The organism is Mycobacterium persicum, from assembly GCF_002086915.1.
GTDB lineage: Bacteria > Actinomycetota > Actinomycetes > Mycobacteriales > Mycobacteriaceae > Mycobacterium > Mycobacterium persicum.
Window position 1 is genome coordinate 4,756,377 of record NZ_MWQA01000001.1, and the last position, 20,295, is coordinate 4,776,671.

Sequence of the window (20,295 nt, forward strand, 5' to 3'; positions counted from 1 at the left end):
AACGACGCACGTTGCGGACCGCCGGTTGCGCCGGGTCGCTCGGCACGGCGACAGGCTGCGGTCCACCAGCTCTGGTGAATTGGACATTCAAAGTTGTTGGACATGGTCGCAAACCTGCCTCCGTTATGCGCATCGACAACCTTCGCCTGGGCCGGTTGCGGACCGTCCGGGCGGCTAACGGACGTGATCTAGAGACCAGGCGGACCAATGTCTATGGAAACAAATGCCGTATCGCACGTAAATTAGAGCTTCTGTCAACCATAGTTGTCAATACCGGGGTGACACAGCGCCGCGAGACGGGCGGTTTCACCGTCCGTTCCGCTGCGGTGAACCCGCCGGCATTGCTCCTGACGAGCAGACATCGGCCTGGTGCGCGCTGGTTGATACCAACTGGTCCCGGTTCGGGGTAGCGTCTTGGCGCAGTGGGGGAGCGCCCGTGAAGTCGGGCGTGGAAGCGAAAATGATGAATGCGGGGCTAAGCGGCGAATCGGCGGCTATTTGTCGTTACGCTGTGTGCAGATCGGGTAGAAACCCGGCAGGCGATTCTGGAGGACTGGTGCAGTGAGTTTTTGGGTGCTGCCGCCGGAGATCAACTCTTTACGAATGTTCATTGGCGCGGGTTCAGCGCCCATGTTGCAGGCAGCGACCGCATGGGCGGGACTCGCCGATGAATTAGGGGCCGCGGCCCAATCCTTTGCCTCGGTGACGTCGTCCTTGGCGAGTCAGGCTTGGCAGGGTCCGGCAGCGGCGGCAATGGCGGCCGCGGCAGCTCCGTACGCGGCCTGGCTGAGTGCGGCCGCAGCGCAGTCCGCCGGGGCCGCGGGGCAAGCCAGTGCCATGGCCAGCATGTTCGAGGCAGCCCAGGCGGCAACGGTGCTTCCGGGCGCCGTGGCTGCCAATCGCGACGCATTCGTGCAGTTGGTGATGTCGAATCTGTTCGGCCAGAACGCGCCGGCGATAGCGTTCGCGGAGAGTATTTACGAGGAGATGTGGGCTGCGGACGTATCTGCGATGTCGGGCTACTACTCCGGTGCCGCGGCGCTCGCCTCGCAGTTGGTGCCGTGGCAGAGCATCCTGAAGGGCCTCCCGGCTATGGGCAGCGCCGGTGCCGCGGGCACAAGCGCCGGCGGTGGAGCGGCTACGGCCAATGTCGGCGGCAACGGGGAGGGCGCAAACGTTGCCGGCGGCGGTGACGCCGGCGGAGCGAGCGGCGTTCCGGTCGGTGGGGAGACGAACAACGTCGTCAACGGCGCCCCCGGCGCCGGGTTATCGCAGTCAGACCCGATGTATGCCGACGTGGGTCAAGGGATTGCCGGCAGCGGCTATGTCGGCACTGCAAGTCTGCTGAGTGGCGGTGCTACCAGCGCAAACGGCGGCGTCGCGACCCCCGGGATGATGGGCGTTCCGATTCCGGTCCCGGTCACCGGCAGCAATCAGGCGGGGTCCGCCGGTATCGGCGTTGGTGCCGGAAGCGCCGGAAATGCCGCACCAACGCGGGCGCCGGAAGCCTCGGCCCCACCGGCGGCCGAGGTCGAAGCTGCGGCTCCCCAGCTGGGGGTGTTGCCGAACGCGGATCCGGAAATTGCGGCGAAAGCGGCCCCGGTACCAGTAGCGCGGGTGGCGCAATCGACCGGTTCGGGAATTCCGGAGTCGGCGCTACGGCCGTCTCGGACCGCCGATGGGTCGCACCGGTCAGCCGACAAGCAGGACCAGGCATCGGAGGCGGAGGACAAGGCGGTTTCGCTACGGCCGGAAGCCGAAAAGGGCAAGCTGCGACCTCGGGTCAAGCAAGAGTCGGGAATTCAAATGCGTGGTGGCTGAACGGACTTCGTTCTGCTACGGCGCCTTCACGAAACAGACCTCGCCCGCGGCGGTCGCTGTTGCGGCCAGAATGCCGAACTTGTTCCACCGCAAGCCGAACTGGAATCGGTCGATCTCGGTTTCGCCGGCTATGCGCACCGAGCCGTCGCTGAACTCGGTGACCGTGACCGGAACGGTTACCGGGTCTGTGATGCCTTTGATGGTGAGACTGGCCTGCAGTTCGGCGCGTTTGCCCTTGGTCGGGTGCAGCGCGGTCACCACAACCCGGATTTCTGGGAAGCGTTCGACGTCGAAGAAGTCGGCCGAGAGTAAGTGCTTGTCGCGCAGGCGGATACCGGTGCGCAGCGAGGCGACGTCGACCTCGAGATAACCGGAGACCGTGCCCTGGTCAGTCAGGTTGCCGTGGCCGGTGAACCTGGTGAATTCGCCCTTGACCGCGAGCAGGCCCCACATGTTCTTGATTTTGAAGGTGACCGCCGAGCGATCCGGAACAAGATTCCATGCCCCGGTGGCATCGGGATCGCTGAGTAGCGTTTCGAGCGTCGTCATCGTGCTGCCTCATTGTCTATCGGGCGTGGAGCCCACCCGGTGGTCGTCTGATCCTTTGTGGTGTACCCGCAAGCGAAGGCACCGCTCGCAAGTTTGTCGCCGCCGGCGATGCACTGCCGGGCCTCAGCCGAACAGGGGCGCAAGCTCGGCCGGGTCGAAGTACTCGTCGATCCGGTTTATCAAACCTTCGGTGTTCAGCTTGATCACGATGCAAACCCGCAGCGCGATCGACAGCCCGGTCTGGCCTGCCGCATGTAGCAGGTGCTGTTGGACGAATCCCTTTCCCGACCCGCCCTCGAAAATCTGGCGGTCCAGGACCTCATAGCGACGCTCCGTGGTCGTCGAGACGAACCAATCGATCACCCGCAGGGCGCGGGCCTTGTCGTCGTCGCGATGAGCACCCGCGCGCCATACAGCGATGTCGTCACTCCACATGCGGGCAACCGCAGCCCGGTCGCCGTTTTCGACGGCAGTGAACAACCGGTCGGCCACTTCGGCAATGGCCTCGGTGGTGGAAGTGGACATGAGCATGATTCCTATTCGTGGTCGTCCGCGTGTGCGTTGGCCAATCGATGCCGCACCAGCGGGAGCCGGGCGGGGATAGGCAGGTCCCCGTTGCCCGCTGCCCGCTGCGCGGTGCGCCGGCCCGGACCGAGGCATCGCTGCGGCTGCCCGGTGCCGGTTGTTCGTCATGGTCGGGTTCGACGATACGCACCGGCTCGGTGGGTGGCCCGGTGTGAAGTCGCCGGGTCGTAGGGTCCGCCTGATTCGCCGAGTCACGCTGCCGACCCGTCGGCAACGAGGGCGCTGCCGCGACGGCGGAACCCGGCGTTGCAGCCGTAACAGGGATGCGGTCGAGGACCTCCTAGAGCAATTCGCCCGAACCGCTGACAGCCTGGGTGGGCCGGTGTAACGGTTGCTCTGGTCCGTTATCGCGGGCCCGTCGGTCGGGGCAGGTCGGCTGCGGAAGGGCTAGTGTGATGAACTTTTCGGTGTTGCCGCCGGAGATCAACTCGTTGCGGATTTTCGCTGGCGCCGGTCCGCAACCGATGCTGGCCGCGGCTACGGCCTGGGACGGGCTGGCGGGCGAACTTGCCGGGGCGGCGTCGTCGTTTTCGTCGGGGACGTTGGGGGTGGTCGACGGCTCTTGGCGGGGGCCGGCGTCGGCGGCGATGGCGGCTGCAGCGGCGCCTTACGCCCGATGGTTGAGTGCCGCGGCGGGTCACGCTTGGGGGGCGGCAGCTCAGGCTCGTGCGGTGGTCAGTGCGTTTGACACGGCGCGCGCGGCCACAGTGCATCCATTGATGGTGGCGATCAACCGTAATCGGTTCGTGCAGTTGGTGGCGTCGAACGTGCTTGGCTTGAACGCGCCGGCGATTGCCTCAGCCGAGGCCCAATACGAGCAGATGTGGGCACAGGACGTGGACGCGATGCTCAGTTATCACGCTGACGCGTCGGCCGCGGCGGCTGCGCTGTCGCCGTGGGGTGCTGGGCTGCAAGGCATTTCCGCCGCATCGGGCCAGTCGGGTGCGGCGGACATGCCGGCCTCCGGGGGAGGGCCGGTGGCGGCCGCTGTCTCGGCCGCGTCGAGTGCGGCCGCCGGCACCAATATCTCGCTGCCCAACCTCGGTTTCGGCAATACCGGCAATGGAAACTTTGGCTCCGGCAATGCCGGCGATTTGAATCTGGGTAGCGGCAACAACGGGAACGTCAACCTGGGTAGCGGCAACACCGGCAACGTCAACCTGGGTAGCGGCAACACCGGCAACGTCAACCTTGGCAGCGGCAATGCCGGCAGCCTCAACTTCGGCAGCGGCAACGCCGGCAACAACAACCTGGGCAGCGGCAACAACGGGAACGCGAACTTCGGGCACGGGAACGTCGGCAGCAATAACCTGGGCAGTGGCAATATTGGTAGCGGCAACCTTGGCTTCGGCAATGCCGGCAGCAATAACTTCGGCAGTGGAAACAACGGCAGCGGGAATTTGGGCAGCGGAAATAGCGGTAATCTCAACCTCGGCCTCGGAAACACCGGTAACTTCAATATCGGCTTAGCTAATACGGGTAATAACAATATCGGCATCGGTCTCACCGGTGACAATCAAATTGGCTTCGGCGGCCTGAATTCCGGCTCAGGGAACGCGGGCTTGTTCAATTCGGGTAGCGGTAACACCGGTATCTTCAACTCTGGCAGCAACAACCTGGGCTGGTTGAACTCGGGGTTGGGCAACTGGGGCGGCTGGAACTCCGGGGTGGGTAGCACCGGATTTGGTAACTCGGGTGCGACGAGCACCGGCTTGTGGAATTCCGGATCGTACGACACCGGCTTCGCTAACGCTGGTACCGGCAATGCCGGCACTTTCAACGCGGGCAGCTACAACACCGGCTGGTTCAACGCGGGCTCAGGCGGGACGGGCGACTACAACTCGGGCGACGGCAACTTCGGAAGCTTCAATGCAGGCGACGTGAACACCGGCAGCTTCAACGCGGGCGCCGTCAATACCGGATTGTGCAATTCGGGCCATACCAATACCGGCGCCTTGAACTCCGGAACGCTGAATACCGGTTTCGGCAGTTCGATCATTCAGACGGTTGCCAACTCGGGATTTGGCAATACCGGCACCGGCAACTCTGGTTTCAACAACTTCGGTGATAACAACTCGGGCTACGGCAACGCGGGCGTCGCAGGCGGCCCCGGCCAGAACAATGCCGGTATCGGGAATCAGGGGACGCAGCATTCCGGAATTGGAAACACGGGGTCCAACAACGACTCAGGCTTCGGGAACACAGGTTTTTATAATGTCGGGTTCTTCAACACTGGAGACAATAATTCCGGCTTCGGAAACATCAACGACGTTGTCAGCGGGTTAAATTCGGGCGTTGGTAATTTCGGTAACAGCAACTCCGGGGGCTTCAATATTGGTACCGGCTGGGCCGGCTTCTTTGGTAGCAACTTCTGAAGTTGGGTGGGCCAGCTCGGAGAGGAAAGAGTGCGATGAACTTTTCAGTTTTGCCCCCGGAGATCAATTCGGCGCAGATTTTTGCTGGTCCCGGCTCAGCGCCGATGCTGCAGGCGGCGGCGTCGTGGCAGCGGCTAGCCGACGAATTAACCTCGGCGGCAGCGTCATTCGAGTCGGTGACCTCGGCGTTGGTCGGCGACTCCTGGCAGGGGTGGGCGGCGGCGGCGATGGCGAGTGCCGCCGCCCCATACGCGAGCTGGCTGAACGCCGCCGCTGCCGGGGCCCAGGGTGCGTCCGTCCAGGCCGGTGCAGCGGCGACGGTGTTCGAGGACGCGCTAGCGGCGATTGTGCATCCGGCGGTGGTGGCGACAAACCGGACTCAGCTCGTCAGGCTCGCGATGTCGAATTTGTTTGGTCTGAATGCTCCGGCGATCGCGGCCACCGAAGCGCACTACGAACAGATGTGGGCCCAGGATGTGGCAGCCCTGTCGGGCTACCACGCCGGGGTTTCGACGGTGGCCGCTCAGCTGATGCCGTGGCAAGGAGTGCTGCAAACGCCTCAGGCGAATGCGAGCAGTTCGGTCGCGGCCGTCAACGTGGCCGCCCAGGCTGAATCTCTCAATGCTTTGGATGTCAGTGTGTCGTTCAGCGGCCTTCAACTTGTGCAGTTGGGCACAGCGCACGCGAACTCGACTTTCGGTGGGCTGGCGGTCGCGCTCGGCCCGAACAGTTCTGCCAGTGCTGCCGGGTTGCTCGACGGGGCCTGGGCCCTGGGCAGCGCCACTGGCGCCAGCAGCAGCGGCATTCTCAACACGGCGTTGGCCGTGGGCGACACCAGCAGCACACAGGCCGGTGGGTTGCTTACCCTGGCTTCGGCCTTCGGTAGTGGTAGCAGTGTGAGCACCGGTGGTTATGTGAATTTCGCGGGGCTTGTCGGTAATGGCAGTCAGGTCGGTGTGGTTGATGGCTTTGGTAACCGGGCTTGGGTTTTCGGTAACGACAATGTAGCGCAGGTGGGTGGTTTGCTTACTGCTGCTTCGGCTTTCGGTAGTGGTAGCAGTGTGAGTACCGGTGGTTATGTGAATTTCGCGGGGCTTGTCGGTAATGGCAGTCAGGTCGGTGTGGTTGATGGCTTTGGTAACCGGGCTTGGGTTTTCGGTAACGACAATGTAGCGCAGGTGGGTGGTTTGCTTACTGCTGCTTCGGCTTTCGGTAGTGGTAGCAGTGTGAGTACCGGTGGTTATGTGAATTTCGCGGGGCTTGTCGGTAATGGCAATCAGGTCGGTGTGGTTGATGGATTTGGTAACCGGGCTTGGGTTTTCGGTAATGACAATGTAGGCGATGTCGTCGGCGTGGTCACAGGGGCCCTTACGCTCGGTAGCGGCAATAGCACCGGCGCCGGTGGCACTGTGAATTTCGTCGGGATTCTGGGTAACAACAATCAGGCCGGTGCGGTTGACGGCATAGGCAACGGCGCTTGGGTTTTCGGGGACAACAACGCAGCCCACGCCGGCGGCGGGTACTTCAACGCGGCAACAGTGCTCGGCAATTACAACAGCCCGGTCGGGGTCGGCGCCAACGGCACGGGCTCCGTAGCCCGAACGAACATCGCCAACTTTGCCACCGTCGTCGGGAACCACAACAGCACAGTTACCGTGGGTGCCAATGGAAATGACGCAGTCGCGAACACCAACATCGGCACCTTCGCCACTGTGCTCGGTAGCAACAACGGCATGGTTACCGCCGGTGCCAACGGAAGTGGTGCAGTCGCGAACGTCAACGTCGGAACCATTGCCACCGTGTTGGGAAATAACAACAGCGGTGTTCAAGCCAGCGTCGCCGGCCAGACCAATATCGCCACCGTCGCTACCGTGCTCGGCGACAACAACGGTGGGGTGTTGGCCGGTGCTGATGGCAACCTCAACATCGCCACGATGGCCAATGCTATCGGCGCCGACAACAACGTGGTGGCAGCCGACGCCGTCGGCAATACCAACATCGCCACGTTCAGCAACGTCATCGGCAACGCCAACAGCGGCGTCGCAGCCAGCACCGATGGCGATACCAACATCGCCACCTTCGCGACCGTCGTCGGCAACGGTAACCATGGGGCTGGTGCCGATGCCGTTGGCCGCCTGAACATCGCCACCTTCGGCACTGCAGTCGGCGGCGGGAACGAGGTCGGCGCGAGCGCCAACGGCGACACCAACATCGCTACCTTCGCCAGCGCGGTCGGCAACGGCAACCATGACGTTGCCGCCGACACCGCAGGCCATCTCAATATCGCCACCTTGAGCACTGCCATGTTCAACGGCAATCATGAGGTGGCCGCCAGCGCGAGCGGTGATACCAATATCGCCACCTTTGCCACCGTCGCGGGCAACGCCAATAGCGACACCACCGCAGAAGCCTTCGGCCACAACAACATTGCTACCTTCGCCACCACGACGGGCCTGATAAGCCTCGGAAACGACGGCGTCAAGGCAAAGGCTGCTGGCGACCTCAACATCGCGACCTTTGCCACCGACATCAACATTATCGGCAACGGCAACCAAAACCTGGAAGCCAGTGCCAGTGGTACCGGTAATATCGCTACGTTTGCAACGGCTTTCGGTAACGCCAATGACGGGGTCACCGCCAGCACCGACGGACAGGGCAACATCGCGACCTTTGCCACCGTCTTTGGCAATGCCAACACAGCAGTGGCGTCCAGCGCCACCGGCACCGGCAATATCGCGACTTTTGCCACCAACGCCAGCTTCGTCGGCAACGCCAACAACGCGATCCAAGCGAGCGCAGACGGCACCGGCAACATCGCCACGTTCGCCACCAACGCCAGCTTCGTCGGCAACGCCAACAACGGCGTCCAAGCCAATGCCAGCGGCGGAGGTAACATCGCCACCTTCGCCACCGTCGTCGGCAGCGGCAACCAACAGGTGGAAGCCGGCGCCACTGGGAACAACAACATCGCCACTCTCGCAGGGGTTTTCGGCAACGGCAACGATGGGGTGCAAGCCACGGCGAGTGGCGATGCCAATATCGCCACGATGGCCAACTCCCTCACTATCTTTGGCAATGGTGACAATTCGGTCGCAGCGAACGCCAACGGCCGGGGCAATATCGCGACCGTCGGCACCGCCGCCACGCTCTTTGGTACCGCCAGCAACGGCGTCGAAGCCAGCGCCAACGGCGGGGGCAATATCGCCACATTTGCCAGCGCCTTCGGCGACAGCAATGGGGTGACCGCTAAAGCCATGGGAGACAACAACATCGTCACTTTCGCTACCGCAATCGGTAATGACAACGGTGCGGTCCTGGCCAGCGCCAGCGACCGGGGCAATATCGCCACCTTCGCGACCGTGGTCGGCGACGACAACGCGCTCACCGCCGAGGCTGTCGGTGATGGCAACATATCGACTCTTGCGACAGTCGTCGGCGACCACAACAGCGGCGTCCTGGCGAGTGCGAACGGCACGGTCAATTACGCCACGGCCGCCACCGCAGTCGGCAATGACAACACCGCAGTCGAGGCCAAGACCGACGGCACAGGCAACATCGCCACTTTCGGTACCGCGGTTGGCAACAGTAACGCGCTGACAGCCGAGGCCAATGGCGCGGCCAATATCGCGACTCTTGCGACCGTGGTCGGCGACCACAACAGCGGAGTTCTGGCCAGCTCCAACGACACTGCCAATTATGCCACGCTCGCCACTGTCGTCGGCAACGCCAACACCGGCGCCGCCGCCACCTCCAATGGCGACATCAATATCGCCACGCTAGCCACGGTCGTCGGTGATAACAATGCGGTGGCAGCTGACGCTGTCGGCAGCACGAATATCGCTACCCTGGGCACCGCCGTGGGTGATGCCAACAGCGGAGTCGCAGCCAACGCCGACGGCAGACTGAATATCGCAACCGCTGCCACCGCGGTTTTTGACGGCAATCAGGCGATTACGGCTTCTGCCACCGGTGATACCAACGTTGCTACCGCAGCCACTGTTGTCGGCAACACCAATAGTGGGATTACGGCAGCCGCCGACGGGGCGACCAACGTCGCGACGGCGGCCACGGTAGTGGGCGATAACAACACCGGTGCGATCCTGGCGGAGGCGACCGGTGATACCAATGTGGCGACGGCGGCGACGGTGGTGGGCGATCGCAATGCTGGGGTGTTGGCCAGCGCGCAGGGGGTGCGCAATATTGCGACGGCGGCCACGGTGGTGGGCAATGACAATGTGGTTGATGCGGCCAGCGCGGTCGCAATCGGTGACACGAATGTGGCGACGGCGGCCACGGTGGTCGGTGATGGCAATAGTGGGGTGACCGCCGATGCCGAGGGGAATGTCAATGTGGTGACGGCGGCGACCGCGGTTTTTGATGGTAATCAAGCGATTTCGGCAACTGCTGTCGGTGGCACCAACGTGGCTACCGCAGCCACTGTCGTCGGCAACGCCAACAATGGGGTGGCCGCCAGTGCGGATGGCAGTGTCAACATCGCGTCGGCGGCCACGGTGGTGGGCGCGAACAATGGTGGGGTTGCGGCCAGTGCTGTTGGGGATACCAATGTGGCGACGGCGGCGACGGTGGTGGGCGATCGCAATGCTGGGGTGTTGGCCAGCGCGCAGGGGGTGCGCAATATTGCGTCGGCGGCCACGGTGGTGGGCAATGACAATGTGGTTGATGCGGCCAGCGCGGTCGCAGTGGGGGAGACCAATGTGGCGACGGCGGCCACGGTGGTCGGTGATGGCAACAGTGGGGTGGCGGCGACTGCGGATGGCAGGGTGAATGTGGCCACGGCGGCCACGGTGGTCGGTGATGGCAATAGTGGAGTGACCGCCGATGCCGAGGGGAATGTCAATGTGGTGACGGCGGCGACCGCGGTTTTTGATGGTAATCAAGCGATTTCGGCAACTGCTGTCGGTGGCACCAACGTGGCTACCGCAGCCACTGTCGTCGGCAACGCCAACAATGGGGTGGCCGCCAGTGCGGATGGCAGTGTCAACATCGCGTCGGCGGCCACGGTGGTGGGCGCGAACAATGGTGGGGTTGCGGCCAGCGCTGTTGGGGATACCAACATTGCGACGGCGGCGACGGTGGTGGGCGATCGCAATGCTGGGGTGTTGGCCAGCGCGCAGGGGGTGCGCAATATTGCGTCGGCGGCCACGGTGGTGGGCAATGACAATGTGGTTGATGCGGCCAGCGCGGTCGCAGTGGGGGAGACCAATGTGGCGACGGCGGCCACGGTGGTCGGTGATGGCAACAGTGGGGTGGCGGCGACTGCGGATGGCAGGGTGAATGTGGCCACGGCGGCCACGGTGGTCGGTGATGGCAATAGGGGAGTGACCGCCGATGCCGAGGGGAACGTCAATGTGGTGACGGCGGCGACCGCGGTTTTTGATGGTAATCAAGCGATTTCGGCAACTGCTGACGGTGGCACCAACGTGGCTACCGCAGCCACTGTCGTCGGCAACGCCAACAATGGGGTGGCCGCCAGTGCGGATGGCAGCGTCAACGTTGCGACCGCGGCCACGGTGGTGGGCGCGAACAATGGTGGGGTTGCGGCCAGCGCTGTCGGGGATACCAATGTGGCGACGGCGGCGACGGTGGTGGGCGATCGCAATGCTGCGGTGTTGGCCAGCGCGCAGGGGGTGCGCAATATTGCGACGGCGGCCACGGTGGTGGGCAATGACAATGTGGTTGATGCGGCCAGCGCGGTCGCAATCGGTGACACGAATGTGGCGACGGCGGCCACGGTGGTCGGGGATGGCAACAGTGGGGTGGCGGCGACTGCGGATGGCAGTGTGAATGTGGCCACGGCGGCCACGGTGGTCGGTGATGGCAATAGTGGGGTGACCGCCGATGCCGAGGGGAATGTCAATGTGGTGACGGCGGCGACCGCGGTTTTTGATGGTAATCAAGCGATTTCGGCAACTGCTGACGGTGGCACCAACGTGGCTACCGCAGCCACTGTCGTCGGCAACGCCAACAATGGGGTGGCCGCCAGTGCGGATGGCAGCGTCAACATCGCGTCGGCGGCCACGGTGGTGGGCGCGAACAATGGTGGGGTTGCGGCGGGGTCGGTCGGTGACACGAATGTGGCGACGGCGGCCACGACCGTCGGGGATGGCAATAGTGGGGTGGCGGCGACTGCGGATGGCAGTGTGAATGTGGCGACGGCGGCCACGGCGGTCGGTGATGGCAATAGTGGGGTGACCGCCGATGCCGAGGGGAACATCAATGTGGTGACGGCGGCGACCGCGGTTTTTGATGGTAATCAAGCGATTTCGGCAACTGCGGTCGGGGATACCAACATTGCGACAGCGGCCACGGTGGTGGGCAATGCCAACAATGGGGTGGCGGCCAGTGCGGATGGCAGCGTCAACATCGCCACCGCGGCCACCGTGGTGGGCGCCAACAATGGTGGGGTTGCTGCCAGCGCTGTCGGCGACAACGACTTCGTCACCGCTGCTACCGTCGTGGGCTCGGGTAACGACGGGGTCGCAGTCGACGCCGTAGCCGGCAACTTCGCTAACGCCGCTGTGGTCGTCGGCGGCAACAACAGCGACGTTCACGCGCAAAGAGGCCACTTCAACGCGGCGGTCGTCGTAGGCAATGACAGCACTGCCTTCGCGGGCGGTGAAGCAGGCGACGAAGGCAATCTCGACCTCGCGATCGTCGTCGCCAACAACGCCCAGGCTCGAGCATTCAACGGCAACAACGACCTCGCAATCGCCAGGGCAGACGGCGCATCGGCGATCGCAGGTCCCGGCGACAACATCGTGGACATCCAGCCGCCGTTATTTGCATTGTTACTGGGAGCCTTGCGCGGATTGTTCTCCTAGCCATCTCAACCTGCCCACGCCGGGTAGGGTGCACGCCGGCCACGCCCACCAGCCGGGTGCAGCGCGGCGGCCGCACCGCGACATCAACGGCCCGTTGGGCAGGATGTAGTCCCGTCGGCCGTCGAGGTGACCGGGCCGGTCATGTCAGTCAGTCGAGTCGCCCGAGTCCTCCCCGTTGTGCGATAAATGCTGGCGCGCAAGGGTTTTTCGCTGAGGTGTCGCTCGAAGGTGGGCAAACCGGGTACCTGCTCGGTCACGGACCAATGAGAAAGACGTGATTGCCGTGATCCAGCGCTCCGGTGACAGCCGAATCCGCAGCGTCAAACCGCCTATTCGCTGTCGTATCCGGGATGAGAGACCGCAAGGCGATGCCGCACCAGGATGCGCAGACAGGCAACGACGTCGTCGTCGCGGCCGTCCAGCTCACCGGCTCTGATCGAAGCGGCGAGGTCGGCCTCGTCAGCGAAGCCGAGGCCGACCAGCGCCTCTCGGACGTCAACGTCGCTGGGAATCAACAATTCTCGCTCAACGATGCGCAGGGCGTTGGCCGCCACCCGCGCATGGAAGTTGACCTGTCCGCCTGTCGCCGACCGTACGTCGCCTTCGAGGAATTCGGCGACGGCGGCGACGAGTTCAGCTGCGGTCGGACGGCCGTAGAGCCCGGTCATCGTCCACGTCCCTCGAGCAGTTCGAGCAGATCCCATTCGTTCTCGCAGACCCGGCGCCCAATGGTCGCCAACTCGACCGACCGGGACTGACCACTCAAGTGCCGCTCCGCCTGGTACCGACAGATGACACCCCAACGCAGTGTGGCCAGTACCAACCACCAACGAAATGTCACCGGGTCGACGGCTGCCCCGCCGGCCTCCTGGTATGCGCGTAAGAGGTCGTCGATGCCGCCCAATCCGCCGGCGCCTAGGTTGGCCGGAGCTCCGAACCGCCAGGCCCGCACGCAAAACCAGGCCAAGTCCTCATACGCCTCCCCGACATGCACCAGTTCCCAATCCAGAACGGCCGCTAGGTCGGACCCGTCGACCATGAGGTTGCCCATCCGGAAGTCGCCGTGCACCAGAACCGCTGCCGAGGGCGGTGGCCGATGCGCCGCAAGCCAGCGGAAGGCCCATTCGAAGGTGGCGGTGGTGTCGCCCATGACGTCGAGCCGATCCCGCCATTGCGCAAGTGCATCCTCGCGGACAAGCCCGGGGTCGTTCGAGTCGGCCCGGTGAATCGCGGCCAACGCGTGTGCGCACTGGCCCAACAACCGTTGCCGCCCGGTCGCGTCGAGCTGGCGCTGGATACGCCGGACGATCGTTTCCCCTTTGACCTCTTCGCAGATCAGGAACGGATTGCCCAGTGCCGCAGGCGAATCGTTGGCGATCAGAATACGCGGCACCGGCGCGCCCGCGGCTGCCGCGGCGGCCTGGACGCGGGCTTCGAGTTCCATACCGGCGTGCACATCGTCGGGCGGGCCGATGCGCAGAATCAGCGGTCGACGCTCGGCGTCCACGATGGCGTCGAACGCCCACGTGGTCCTGCTGGCGCCGCCGGTGAGCACTCGCAGGTTGTCGACCGCCACTTCGGCGCCCAGCAACGGACCCAGCAGCGCGGCCAAGTCCTCCAGCAGAGTCACTTCTTGCCGAACTTGAACAGCCGCTGCGCAACCCGGCGGATCTGAATCTCCTCCGCGCCCTCGGTGATCCGATAGCGGCGGTGGTGGCGGTAAATGTGCTCGAAGGGCTCGTGACGGCTATATCCCACTCCGCCGAACACTTGCATGGCACGATCCGCGGCCTCACACACCAACCGGTTGGCGCGGTAGTTGGCCATCGAGACCTTGTCCGAAACTTCCGTGTGGTGATTGCGATCCAGATGCCAGGCGGCGTAATACACCAGCAGCCGCACCATCTGGGCCTCGGTCTGCAGCTCGACCAGCGGCCATTGGACGGCCTGGTTCACCGATAGCGGCTTACCGAATACCCTGCGTTCGTTCGCGTAGTCGACGGCCCGGTCAATGCAGTACTGGGCGGCGCCCAGACTGCTGGCCGCCTGACGAATACGGTTCTCGTGCAAAAAAGTCTGGCCCACCTCAAGGCCGCGGTCGACCTCGCCGAGCACCGCGTCATCGGGCACCCGGACGCCGTCCAAGACCACCTCGCCGTGGTCGGTGGGCATGTTGAGGGTCCACCAGTAGTACGGAACGGTGAAGCCGGGAGCGTCGGTGGGGACAAGAAACGCGGTGATGCCGTGGGCCTGGCCGGGGTCGCCCGAGGTTCGGGCGAACACCAGGTCGTGGGTGGCGCGGTGCACGCCGGTGTTGAATCGCTTGGCGCCGTTGATCACCCAGCCGTTGCCGGCGCGCTCGGCACGGGTCTCGAGCCAGGTGGCATCCGACCCGTGATCGGGCTCGGTCAGGCCGAACGCCATCGACCGCTCGCCGGTGATGAGCGCCTCGGTCCACTCCTTCTGCTGCGCTTCGGTGCCGAACCGGTCCATCATGATGACTTGCGGGAAGTTGCCGACGATGGAGGATTCGTTTTGCAAGTCGTTGTGCAGCCCAAGCCCTTTGTGCGCCAAGTGTTCGCGGATGACTGCCATATCGACGTTGGTTCCGTCGCGGCCACCGAACCGCGACGGCAGGCCGTAGCGTAGCCAGCCCGCCCGGTCGGCGCGGCTGCGCATCTCGGTGAGCAGGTCCTCCCATTCTCGCCGGGGGATGCCGTCGTTGTCCCAATCGGTGCGGGCATGCTCACGGCGATGGTCGAAGTACTGGATGTGATCGCGTTCCAGCGGTTTGATCTGGGATTCGATGAACTCGTCGATCTCGGCGAGCAGACCGGGAAGATGTTCTGGCAAAATGAAATCCACGACCAATCTCCTTAAGCGCCGTACAGGGTTTTCTTCCAGATCGTTGACAAGGTTTTGATCGCATCCTCGTCGCTGATGTCCAGACGCAGATTCTCCGGGCCCGAGCGGCCCACGAACACGGTGGTGAAGTTCTCGAACAACAGGGCGATCGCGGCCGCCGTGTGCTCCGGATGGAGCTCGGTGCCGTAGCCCTGCTCTTGAGCGCGGCGGACCGAGGCGGCCACGATGTTCATTCCGAAACGCCGGAATTCGTTCTGCACGGCGGCGAAACGCCGCTGGGTGGCTGCCAGTTGAGCAACAGCGATCATGATGCCGATGTTCTGTTTGAAGATGTTCCAGTAACCGGTGACCACCGAGGTGAAGAACGTGTCGTCCTCGGGGGTATCCGGCAACTGCACGCTCAGCCCGGACGGCGCGACGACGTCGTGCAGAAACGATTCCGCGAGGGCGGCCAGCAAATCCTCTTTGTCGGAGAAGTACCGGTAGAACACCGCGGGCGACTTGCCCGCGGCCGCTGTGATATCGGCCAGGGTCACCCCGTGAAATCCGCGCTCGGCAAACAGCTTTCGCGCGGACTGTTCGATGGCCTGCCGAGTCTGGCGGCCCTTGGAGGTGAGTGTGCCGGCGGGCATCAGTTCCGGATCCGGTCGCCGGCGCGTAGCAGCGCGCCCGGCAATTCATGGCCGACAACCGATTTCGCAACCTCAGCCGCCGCGATGGCGGCCGGCAAGTCGACGTCGACATCGAAGCCGCTGTCGGCCAGCAGATACACCAGATCCTCGGTGGCGATATTGCCGGTGGCGCCCGGTGCAAACGGACAGCCACCCAGTCCGCCGACCGAGGCGTCCAGCCGGGTAACACCCGCGCACACCGCCGCATAGGCACTGGCCAGCCCCGCGCCCCGGGTGTTGTGGAAGTGACCACCCAGCGGAATGTCACCGATCACCGGACGTAGTTGTGCGATCAGCGAACTTACTCGACCCGGCGTAGCGGTGCCGATGGTGTCGGCGATCGAGAACCGGTCCACACCCAGATCGCGGGCGACGGCAGCGATGTCGAGGACCCGCTGCGGCGGGGTGGGCCCGTCGAACGGACAATCCCATGCGGTGGCGACGATGACCTCGACGGTCACCTCGCTGCTCCGGGCGATGGCAAGGATTTCGCCGATGTGGACGGTCGCCTCGGCGCTGCTGCGACCGACGTTGGCCTTGCTGAACGAGTCGCTGGCCGCCACCACGTATTCGATCGCGCGCAGGCCGGCCGCGATCGCCCGCTTGGCGCCGTTGGGACTGGCCACCAGTGCGGAGAACTCGATGTCGGGGTAGTTGGGTAATTCGGCCGCGAGTTCGGCGGCATCAGCCATCGCCGGAACCTTGGACGGTGACACAAACGCCGTCGCCTCCACCTCACGCACACCCGTGGCGGCCACCGAGGCCAGCAACTCCAGCTTGGCCGACAACGGGATTGGCCTCTCGATCTGCAGTCCGTCGCGCAGCGACACCTCACGAATGGTTATCCGGGAATTCATAACACTCCTTCGGCACGCAACTCGTCGAGGTCCTGAGCGCTGTTGCCCAGTAGTCCGATATAGACGTCGTCGTTGTGCTGACCGGGGTGGGCGGGACCTGCGGTGCGCACGGTGCCCGGTGATTCGGAGAGCACCGGCACGATCCCCGGTCCCAGGACGGGCCGCTCGATTCGTTCGTCATAATGCTCGACCAGCATGCCGCGTGCCCGCAGCTGTGGATCGTCGACCACCTCCGCGACGGTATTGATCGGTCCGGCGATCACTCCTGCGGCGGACAGTGTTTCGATGATCTCGCCCGGCTGACGTTCGGCGGCCCAGGAGCCGATGATCGTATCGAGCTCGTCCTGGTTGCGGCCGCGTGCCCCGTGCGTGGCAAACCGGTCATCGGTGACCAGTTCCGAACGCCCCATTGCTGTGCACAGGCGGGCGAACACGGTGTCCTGGTTCGCGGCGATCACCACCCAGGAGCCGTCGGCGCTGCGGTAGATGTTGGACGGCGCAATGCCTTCCAGCCTGGTTCCGGACGGCCCGCGGACCACCCCGCCGACGTCGTAATCCGGAATCGTGGATTCCTGGACCGCCAAACAGGATTCGGTGAGGGCGACATCGACCACCTGGCCCTTGCCGGTGACGCCGCGGCGATACAGCGCGGCCAACGCGCCCTGGGCGCCGAACATGCCGGCCAGGGTGTCGCCCAGCGACAGCGCGAGCCGGGGCGGCGGTCCGCCGGGGAAGCCGTTGAGATGGCGCAGCCCGCTGGCCGCCTCGGCCACCGAGGCGTAACCCGCTTTGTGTGCGTCGGGCCCGGTTTGTCCATAACCCGACACCCGGACCAGGATGATGCCGGGGTTGCGGGCGCTGAGCACGTCGTATCCCAGATGCCACTTCTCCAGCGTGCCGGGGCGGAAGTTCTCCACGACGATGTCGGATTTCTCGACCAGCTGGAGAAAGAGCTCCCGGCCGCGCGGGCGTCGCAGGTCGAGGGTGATGGCGCGTTTGTTGCGGGCGTGCACGGTCCAGAAGACGCGGTGCCCGTTGAGTTCGGCCTGGCCCCAGGTGCGTAACGGATCCGGGGCGCCCGGCGGCTCCACCTTGATGACGTCGGCGCCCATGTCGCCGAGCAGCCGGCCGGCGAAGGGGCCGGCGATCAAGGTGCCGAGCTCGAGTACCCGGATGCCGTCCAGCGGTCCGGTTGGGGTCGACTCGCAGTGTGCCGCACTCCCGGTCGGCTCGGTCATGCGGTGCTCGCGAAGTCGTGGCGGATCAGCCAGTCGGTCACGATGTCGACGGCCTGTGCCAGTTTGTCGCGTTGCTCGGGACCCGCGTAATAGTGTGTAGCGCCGGGGATTTCGTACATCTCCTTGTCGGGGTACCCGATCGCTTCGAAGAGCCGCCGGGTATGGCTGGGCGTGCAGGCATCGTCTGCAAGGTTACCGATCACCAGCGCGGGAACGGTGAGATCATGCGCGCATGCCACGCCGTCGCCGCGGGCATCGTCGTAACTCCACTGCGACAGCCAGCTGCGTAACGAGCAGAACCGGGCCAACCCGACCGGGCTCATGTTCACCACCTGCGGATCACCCAGATAGCAGGTGCCCGGCGTTCGTTCGTTGGGATCGACGGTCGGATCCAGCCACCTCGGGTCGGCCATGGTGCCGTGAACGACGAAGCACACCTCATCATGAGGACGGCCCCGGGCCGCCAGTTCGGCCAGCGTGTCCTTGACCCACGCAGTGATACGACGGTTGCGATCGATCTGAGCCTGCCGGTATCGCGCCAGGAATTCCTGGCTGTAGGGCGGCTGGTTGGGGTTATCCGGGTGGTACAGGTCCAGTTCGGGATCGCGCTTGGTGGGGTCGGTTTCGTCGAGGATCGACGCGTCGAGCCATTCGGTGAGCGTGCCATGGCGGCTGATGTGCGCGGCCAGCAGCATGATGCCGTCGGCGGCGGCAAGCCCGAGCCGGGTCAGGTCAGGCCCGTCGCCGGACGGGCTGGACGTGACGGTCGGGTGCTGAGCCTGCTGCTGGTAGAACATCGACAGCGAACCGCCGCCGCTCCACCCAGCCAGCACTACCTTGGTGTAGCCCAGCCGCGTTTTTGCGTCCTTGATGCACTCGCCCAGGTCCTCGACCACCTTCTCCATCAGCAGCGCCGAGTCGGTGCCGCGGAACCGGCTGTTGCAGTAGATGACATGGTGGCCGGCTCGGGCCAGCGCGTTGATCATCGGCAGATAGGCGCCGCCGCCGATGGGGTGCATGAACACCAGCACGGTATCCGACGGCTTATCCGTGGGCCGCAGCAGGTAGCTCTCCAACACGGTGATCTCGGCGAGCCCGCCATAGATGTCGCGGACACCGGAATTGTTCTGGAAGGCAACGAGGTAGGGGACTCTGTCGTATTCGTGACGGGTCGTCATCGTCATGGTCAGTGCTGTCCGAGGTCGTGAGCCAGCACCGCGTCTGAGGGGGCGAGTCGCCGGCGGGTATCGATGGCGATCACCTGCCAGTCGACCGTCGAATATTCGTCGAACTTGCGGCGCGCCCGGTCCCGTGCCTTTTCGGGTGCGCCGTGGTGAACCCCTTGGGGCGCATGGGAGATCAGCCCCGACGGCATCGGAATGCCGTAGAGCGAACCGCCGTGGAAGAAGGCGATCTCGTCGTAGTCGACATTACGGTGATACCAGGGTGTGCGCTCGGTGCCGGGGACGCCCTCGGCGGGTTTGGGCAGAAAGTTCATCACGTAGACCCCGGTGGCCTGCATGAACAGGTGCACTGTCGGCGGCAGGTGGACGCTGTCGGAGGTGATCACGTTGTAGTCGGCGATGTTGAAGGTGAACGGAAAGTTGTCGCCGCGCCAGCCTTCGACGTCGATCGGATTGTGTTGGTAGTACAGGCTTGTCGGGCCGCCCCGGTGGATCAGCCGTACCTCGTACTCGTCACGGGCGTCGTCGTCGATCGGTACCGGCTCCGGGATGGTGACCTGCGACGGGTCGAACGGGAAGTGCCGGCCCAGCGCGCCGGGCGGTGGCACCCGAAACTCGTCGGTGGCCTCGACCATCAGCAGGGTTGTTTCGCTGTCCGGTAGCTGGCGCCAGGTGCAGGCCTTGGGGATATAGACCCAGTCCCCCTCCCGGTAACGCAACGGGCCGAACTCGGTTTCGGCCATGCCGCTGCCCCGGTGGACGAAGCACAGCAAGTCGCCGTCGACGTGGCGACTGTAGAACGGCATGGGCTGCTGGCGGCGGCTCAGCAGAATCCGGCAGTCGGCGTTGTGGAACATCGGTAGCGGTCCGCCGTCGGCATCGGTGGCGTCATCGGGGTTGAGCTCGTGAGCCAGCACGTCCACCGGCCGCAGTGGGCCGACCGCCCGGTACCCGGTGGGGTCGTGGCGGCGGTAGATGTTGGCGGTTCGCCCGGTGAAGCCGCCGCGGCCCAGCTCGTCGTCCTTGAGCCCGTCGAGATCGGCATGCAGGCGCCGCGGTGTCCGGCCCTTACGCAGGTGGACGAAGGATTCCATACGTCGGCTCCCGGGGGTCGGGCAAGTCAGGTGAAGTTCAACATAAAACTGAAAGTGATATTACTTTTCTTTTCGGCGGATGCAAGGGCCTGGCACCGAACAGTCCGCGGGCCGGCTCCGCGCCGGGGCGGGCCACCATCTCGACCGGCCGAATAATCGGCCGGCGCCATGACCCGACGCCTGTTGTCCAACACCGTTGACCCGAGCTGGCTTC

The 20,295-nt window shown here is 64.6% G+C and carries 13 protein-coding genes; 3 read left to right on the forward strand and 10 right to left on the reverse strand.

Annotated elements, in window-relative coordinates; translation table 11 throughout:
- Nucleotides 1–561 precede the first annotated feature (561 nt).
- Nucleotides 562–1,821 (forward strand): PPE family protein, encoded by a 1,260-nt coding sequence (locus tag B4U45_RS21700; protein WP_075548862.1) that lies wholly within the window; start codon nt 562–564, stop codon nt 1,819–1,821.
- A gap of 15 nt (nt 1,822–1,836) precedes the next feature.
- Here the strand turns inward: B4U45_RS21700 and B4U45_RS21705 are convergent, their stop codons facing one another.
- Complete coding sequence (locus B4U45_RS21705; protein WP_075548861.1) at nt 1,837–2,370, reverse strand: YceI family protein; 534 nt, start codon at nt 2,368–2,370, stop codon at nt 1,837–1,839.
- A 123-nt stretch (nt 2,371–2,493) separates the two neighbouring features.
- Entirely contained in the window at nt 2,494–2,895 is a 402-nt protein-coding gene (locus B4U45_RS21710) for a nuclear transport factor 2 family protein (protein ID WP_075548919.1), read from the reverse strand.
- Nucleotides 2,896–3,350: 455 nt separating this feature from the next.
- On the opposite strand from B4U45_RS21710, the gene B4U45_RS21715 reads away from it, so the two are divergent.
- Nucleotides 3,351–5,330, forward strand: coding sequence for a PPE family protein (locus B4U45_RS21715; protein ID WP_219859507.1), 1,980 nt, complete (start codon nt 3,351–3,353; stop codon nt 5,328–5,330).
- 35 nt (nt 5,331–5,365) lie between these two features.
- A complete protein-coding gene (locus tag B4U45_RS21720) occupies nt 5,366–12,172 on the forward strand; it encodes a PPE family protein (RefSeq protein WP_219859508.1) in 6,807 nt (2,268 codons plus the stop codon).
- A 329-nt stretch (nt 12,173–12,501) separates the two neighbouring features.
- Here B4U45_RS21720 and B4U45_RS21725 read toward each other — a convergent pair whose 3' ends face one another.
- The 8 genes from B4U45_RS21725 to B4U45_RS21760 are packed head-to-tail and all read right to left on the reverse strand — an operon-like array spanning nt 12,502 to nt 20,081.
- Nucleotides 12,502–12,840, reverse strand: a complete 339-nt coding sequence (locus B4U45_RS21725) for a DUF6285 domain-containing protein (RefSeq protein WP_075548858.1) — start codon at nt 12,838–12,840, stop codon at nt 12,502–12,504.
- Nucleotides 12,837–13,802 carry a phosphotransferase family protein gene (locus B4U45_RS21730; protein WP_099223156.1) on the reverse strand — a complete coding sequence of 322 codons (966 nt, stop codon included), beginning with the start codon at nt 13,800–13,802 and terminating at the stop codon, nt 12,837–12,839. Before B4U45_RS21730 ends, B4U45_RS21725 begins: the two co-directional genes overlap by 4 nt.
- The gene (locus B4U45_RS21735; RefSeq protein ID WP_075548856.1) at nt 13,799–15,037 is read right to left on the reverse strand and encodes an acyl-CoA dehydrogenase family protein; all 1,239 of its coding nucleotides are present in this window, start codon (nt 15,035–15,037) and stop codon (nt 13,799–13,801) included. Before B4U45_RS21735 ends, B4U45_RS21730 begins: the two co-directional genes overlap by 4 nt.
- 11 nt (nt 15,038–15,048) lie before the next feature.
- Nucleotides 15,049–15,669, reverse strand: a complete 621-nt coding sequence (locus tag B4U45_RS21740; RefSeq protein ID WP_075548855.1) for a TetR/AcrR family transcriptional regulator — start codon at nt 15,667–15,669, stop codon at nt 15,049–15,051.
- Nucleotides 15,669–16,565: a hydroxymethylglutaryl-CoA lyase gene (locus B4U45_RS21745; RefSeq protein WP_075548854.1), complete on the reverse strand. Its 897-nt coding sequence runs from the start codon at nt 16,563–16,565 to the stop codon at nt 15,669–15,671. The genes B4U45_RS21740 and B4U45_RS21745 overlap by 1 nt, the downstream gene beginning before the upstream one ends.
- The gene (locus B4U45_RS21750) at nt 16,562–17,803 is read right to left on the reverse strand and encodes a CaiB/BaiF CoA transferase family protein (RefSeq protein WP_075548853.1); all 1,242 of its coding nucleotides are present in this window, start codon (nt 17,801–17,803) and stop codon (nt 16,562–16,564) included. Before B4U45_RS21750 ends, B4U45_RS21745 begins: the two co-directional genes overlap by 4 nt.
- Complete coding sequence (locus tag B4U45_RS21755) at nt 17,800–18,981, reverse strand: alpha/beta hydrolase (protein ID WP_075548918.1); 1,182 nt, start codon at nt 18,979–18,981, stop codon at nt 17,800–17,802. Before B4U45_RS21755 ends, B4U45_RS21750 begins: the two co-directional genes overlap by 4 nt.
- Nucleotides 18,982–18,989: 8 nt before the next feature.
- Nucleotides 18,990–20,081 (reverse strand): homogentisate 1,2-dioxygenase, encoded by a 1,092-nt coding sequence (locus B4U45_RS21760; protein WP_075548852.1) that lies wholly within the window; start codon nt 20,079–20,081, stop codon nt 18,990–18,992.
- Nucleotides 20,082–20,295: the final 214 nt, after the last annotated feature.

Bases quoted from the DNA above. Each gene is read 5' to 3' on its own strand.
- B4U45_RS21705 (WP_075548861.1), bottom strand. From the start codon at position 2,370: ATGACGACGCTCGAAACGCTACTCAGCGATCCCGATGCCACCGGGGCA.
- B4U45_RS21760 (WP_075548852.1), bottom strand. From the start codon at position 20,081: ATGGAATCCTTCGTCCACCTGCGTAAGGGCCGGACACCGCGGCGCCTG.
- B4U45_RS21755 (WP_075548918.1), bottom strand. From the start codon at position 18,981: ATGACGACCCGTCACGAATACGACAGAGTCCCCTACCTCGTTGCCTTC.
- B4U45_RS21725 (WP_075548858.1), bottom strand. From the start codon at position 12,840: ATGACCGGGCTCTACGGCCGTCCGACCGCAGCTGAACTCGTCGCCGCC.
- B4U45_RS21750 (WP_075548853.1), bottom strand. From the start codon at position 17,803: ATGACCGAGCCGACCGGGAGTGCGGCACACTGCGAGTCGACCCCAACC.
- B4U45_RS21710 (WP_075548919.1), bottom strand. From the start codon at position 2,895: ATGTCCACTTCCACCACCGAGGCCATTGCCGAAGTGGCCGACCGGTTG.
- B4U45_RS21745 (WP_075548854.1), bottom strand. From the start codon at position 16,565: ATGAATTCCCGGATAACCATTCGTGAGGTGTCGCTGCGCGACGGACTG.
- B4U45_RS21720 (WP_219859508.1), top strand. From the start codon at position 5,366: ATGAACTTTTCAGTTTTGCCCCCGGAGATCAATTCGGCGCAGATTTTT.
- B4U45_RS21715 (WP_219859507.1), top strand. From the start codon at position 3,351: ATGAACTTTTCGGTGTTGCCGCCGGAGATCAACTCGTTGCGGATTTTC.
- B4U45_RS21740 (WP_075548855.1), bottom strand. From the start codon at position 15,669: ATGCCCGCCGGCACACTCACCTCCAAGGGCCGCCAGACTCGGCAGGCC.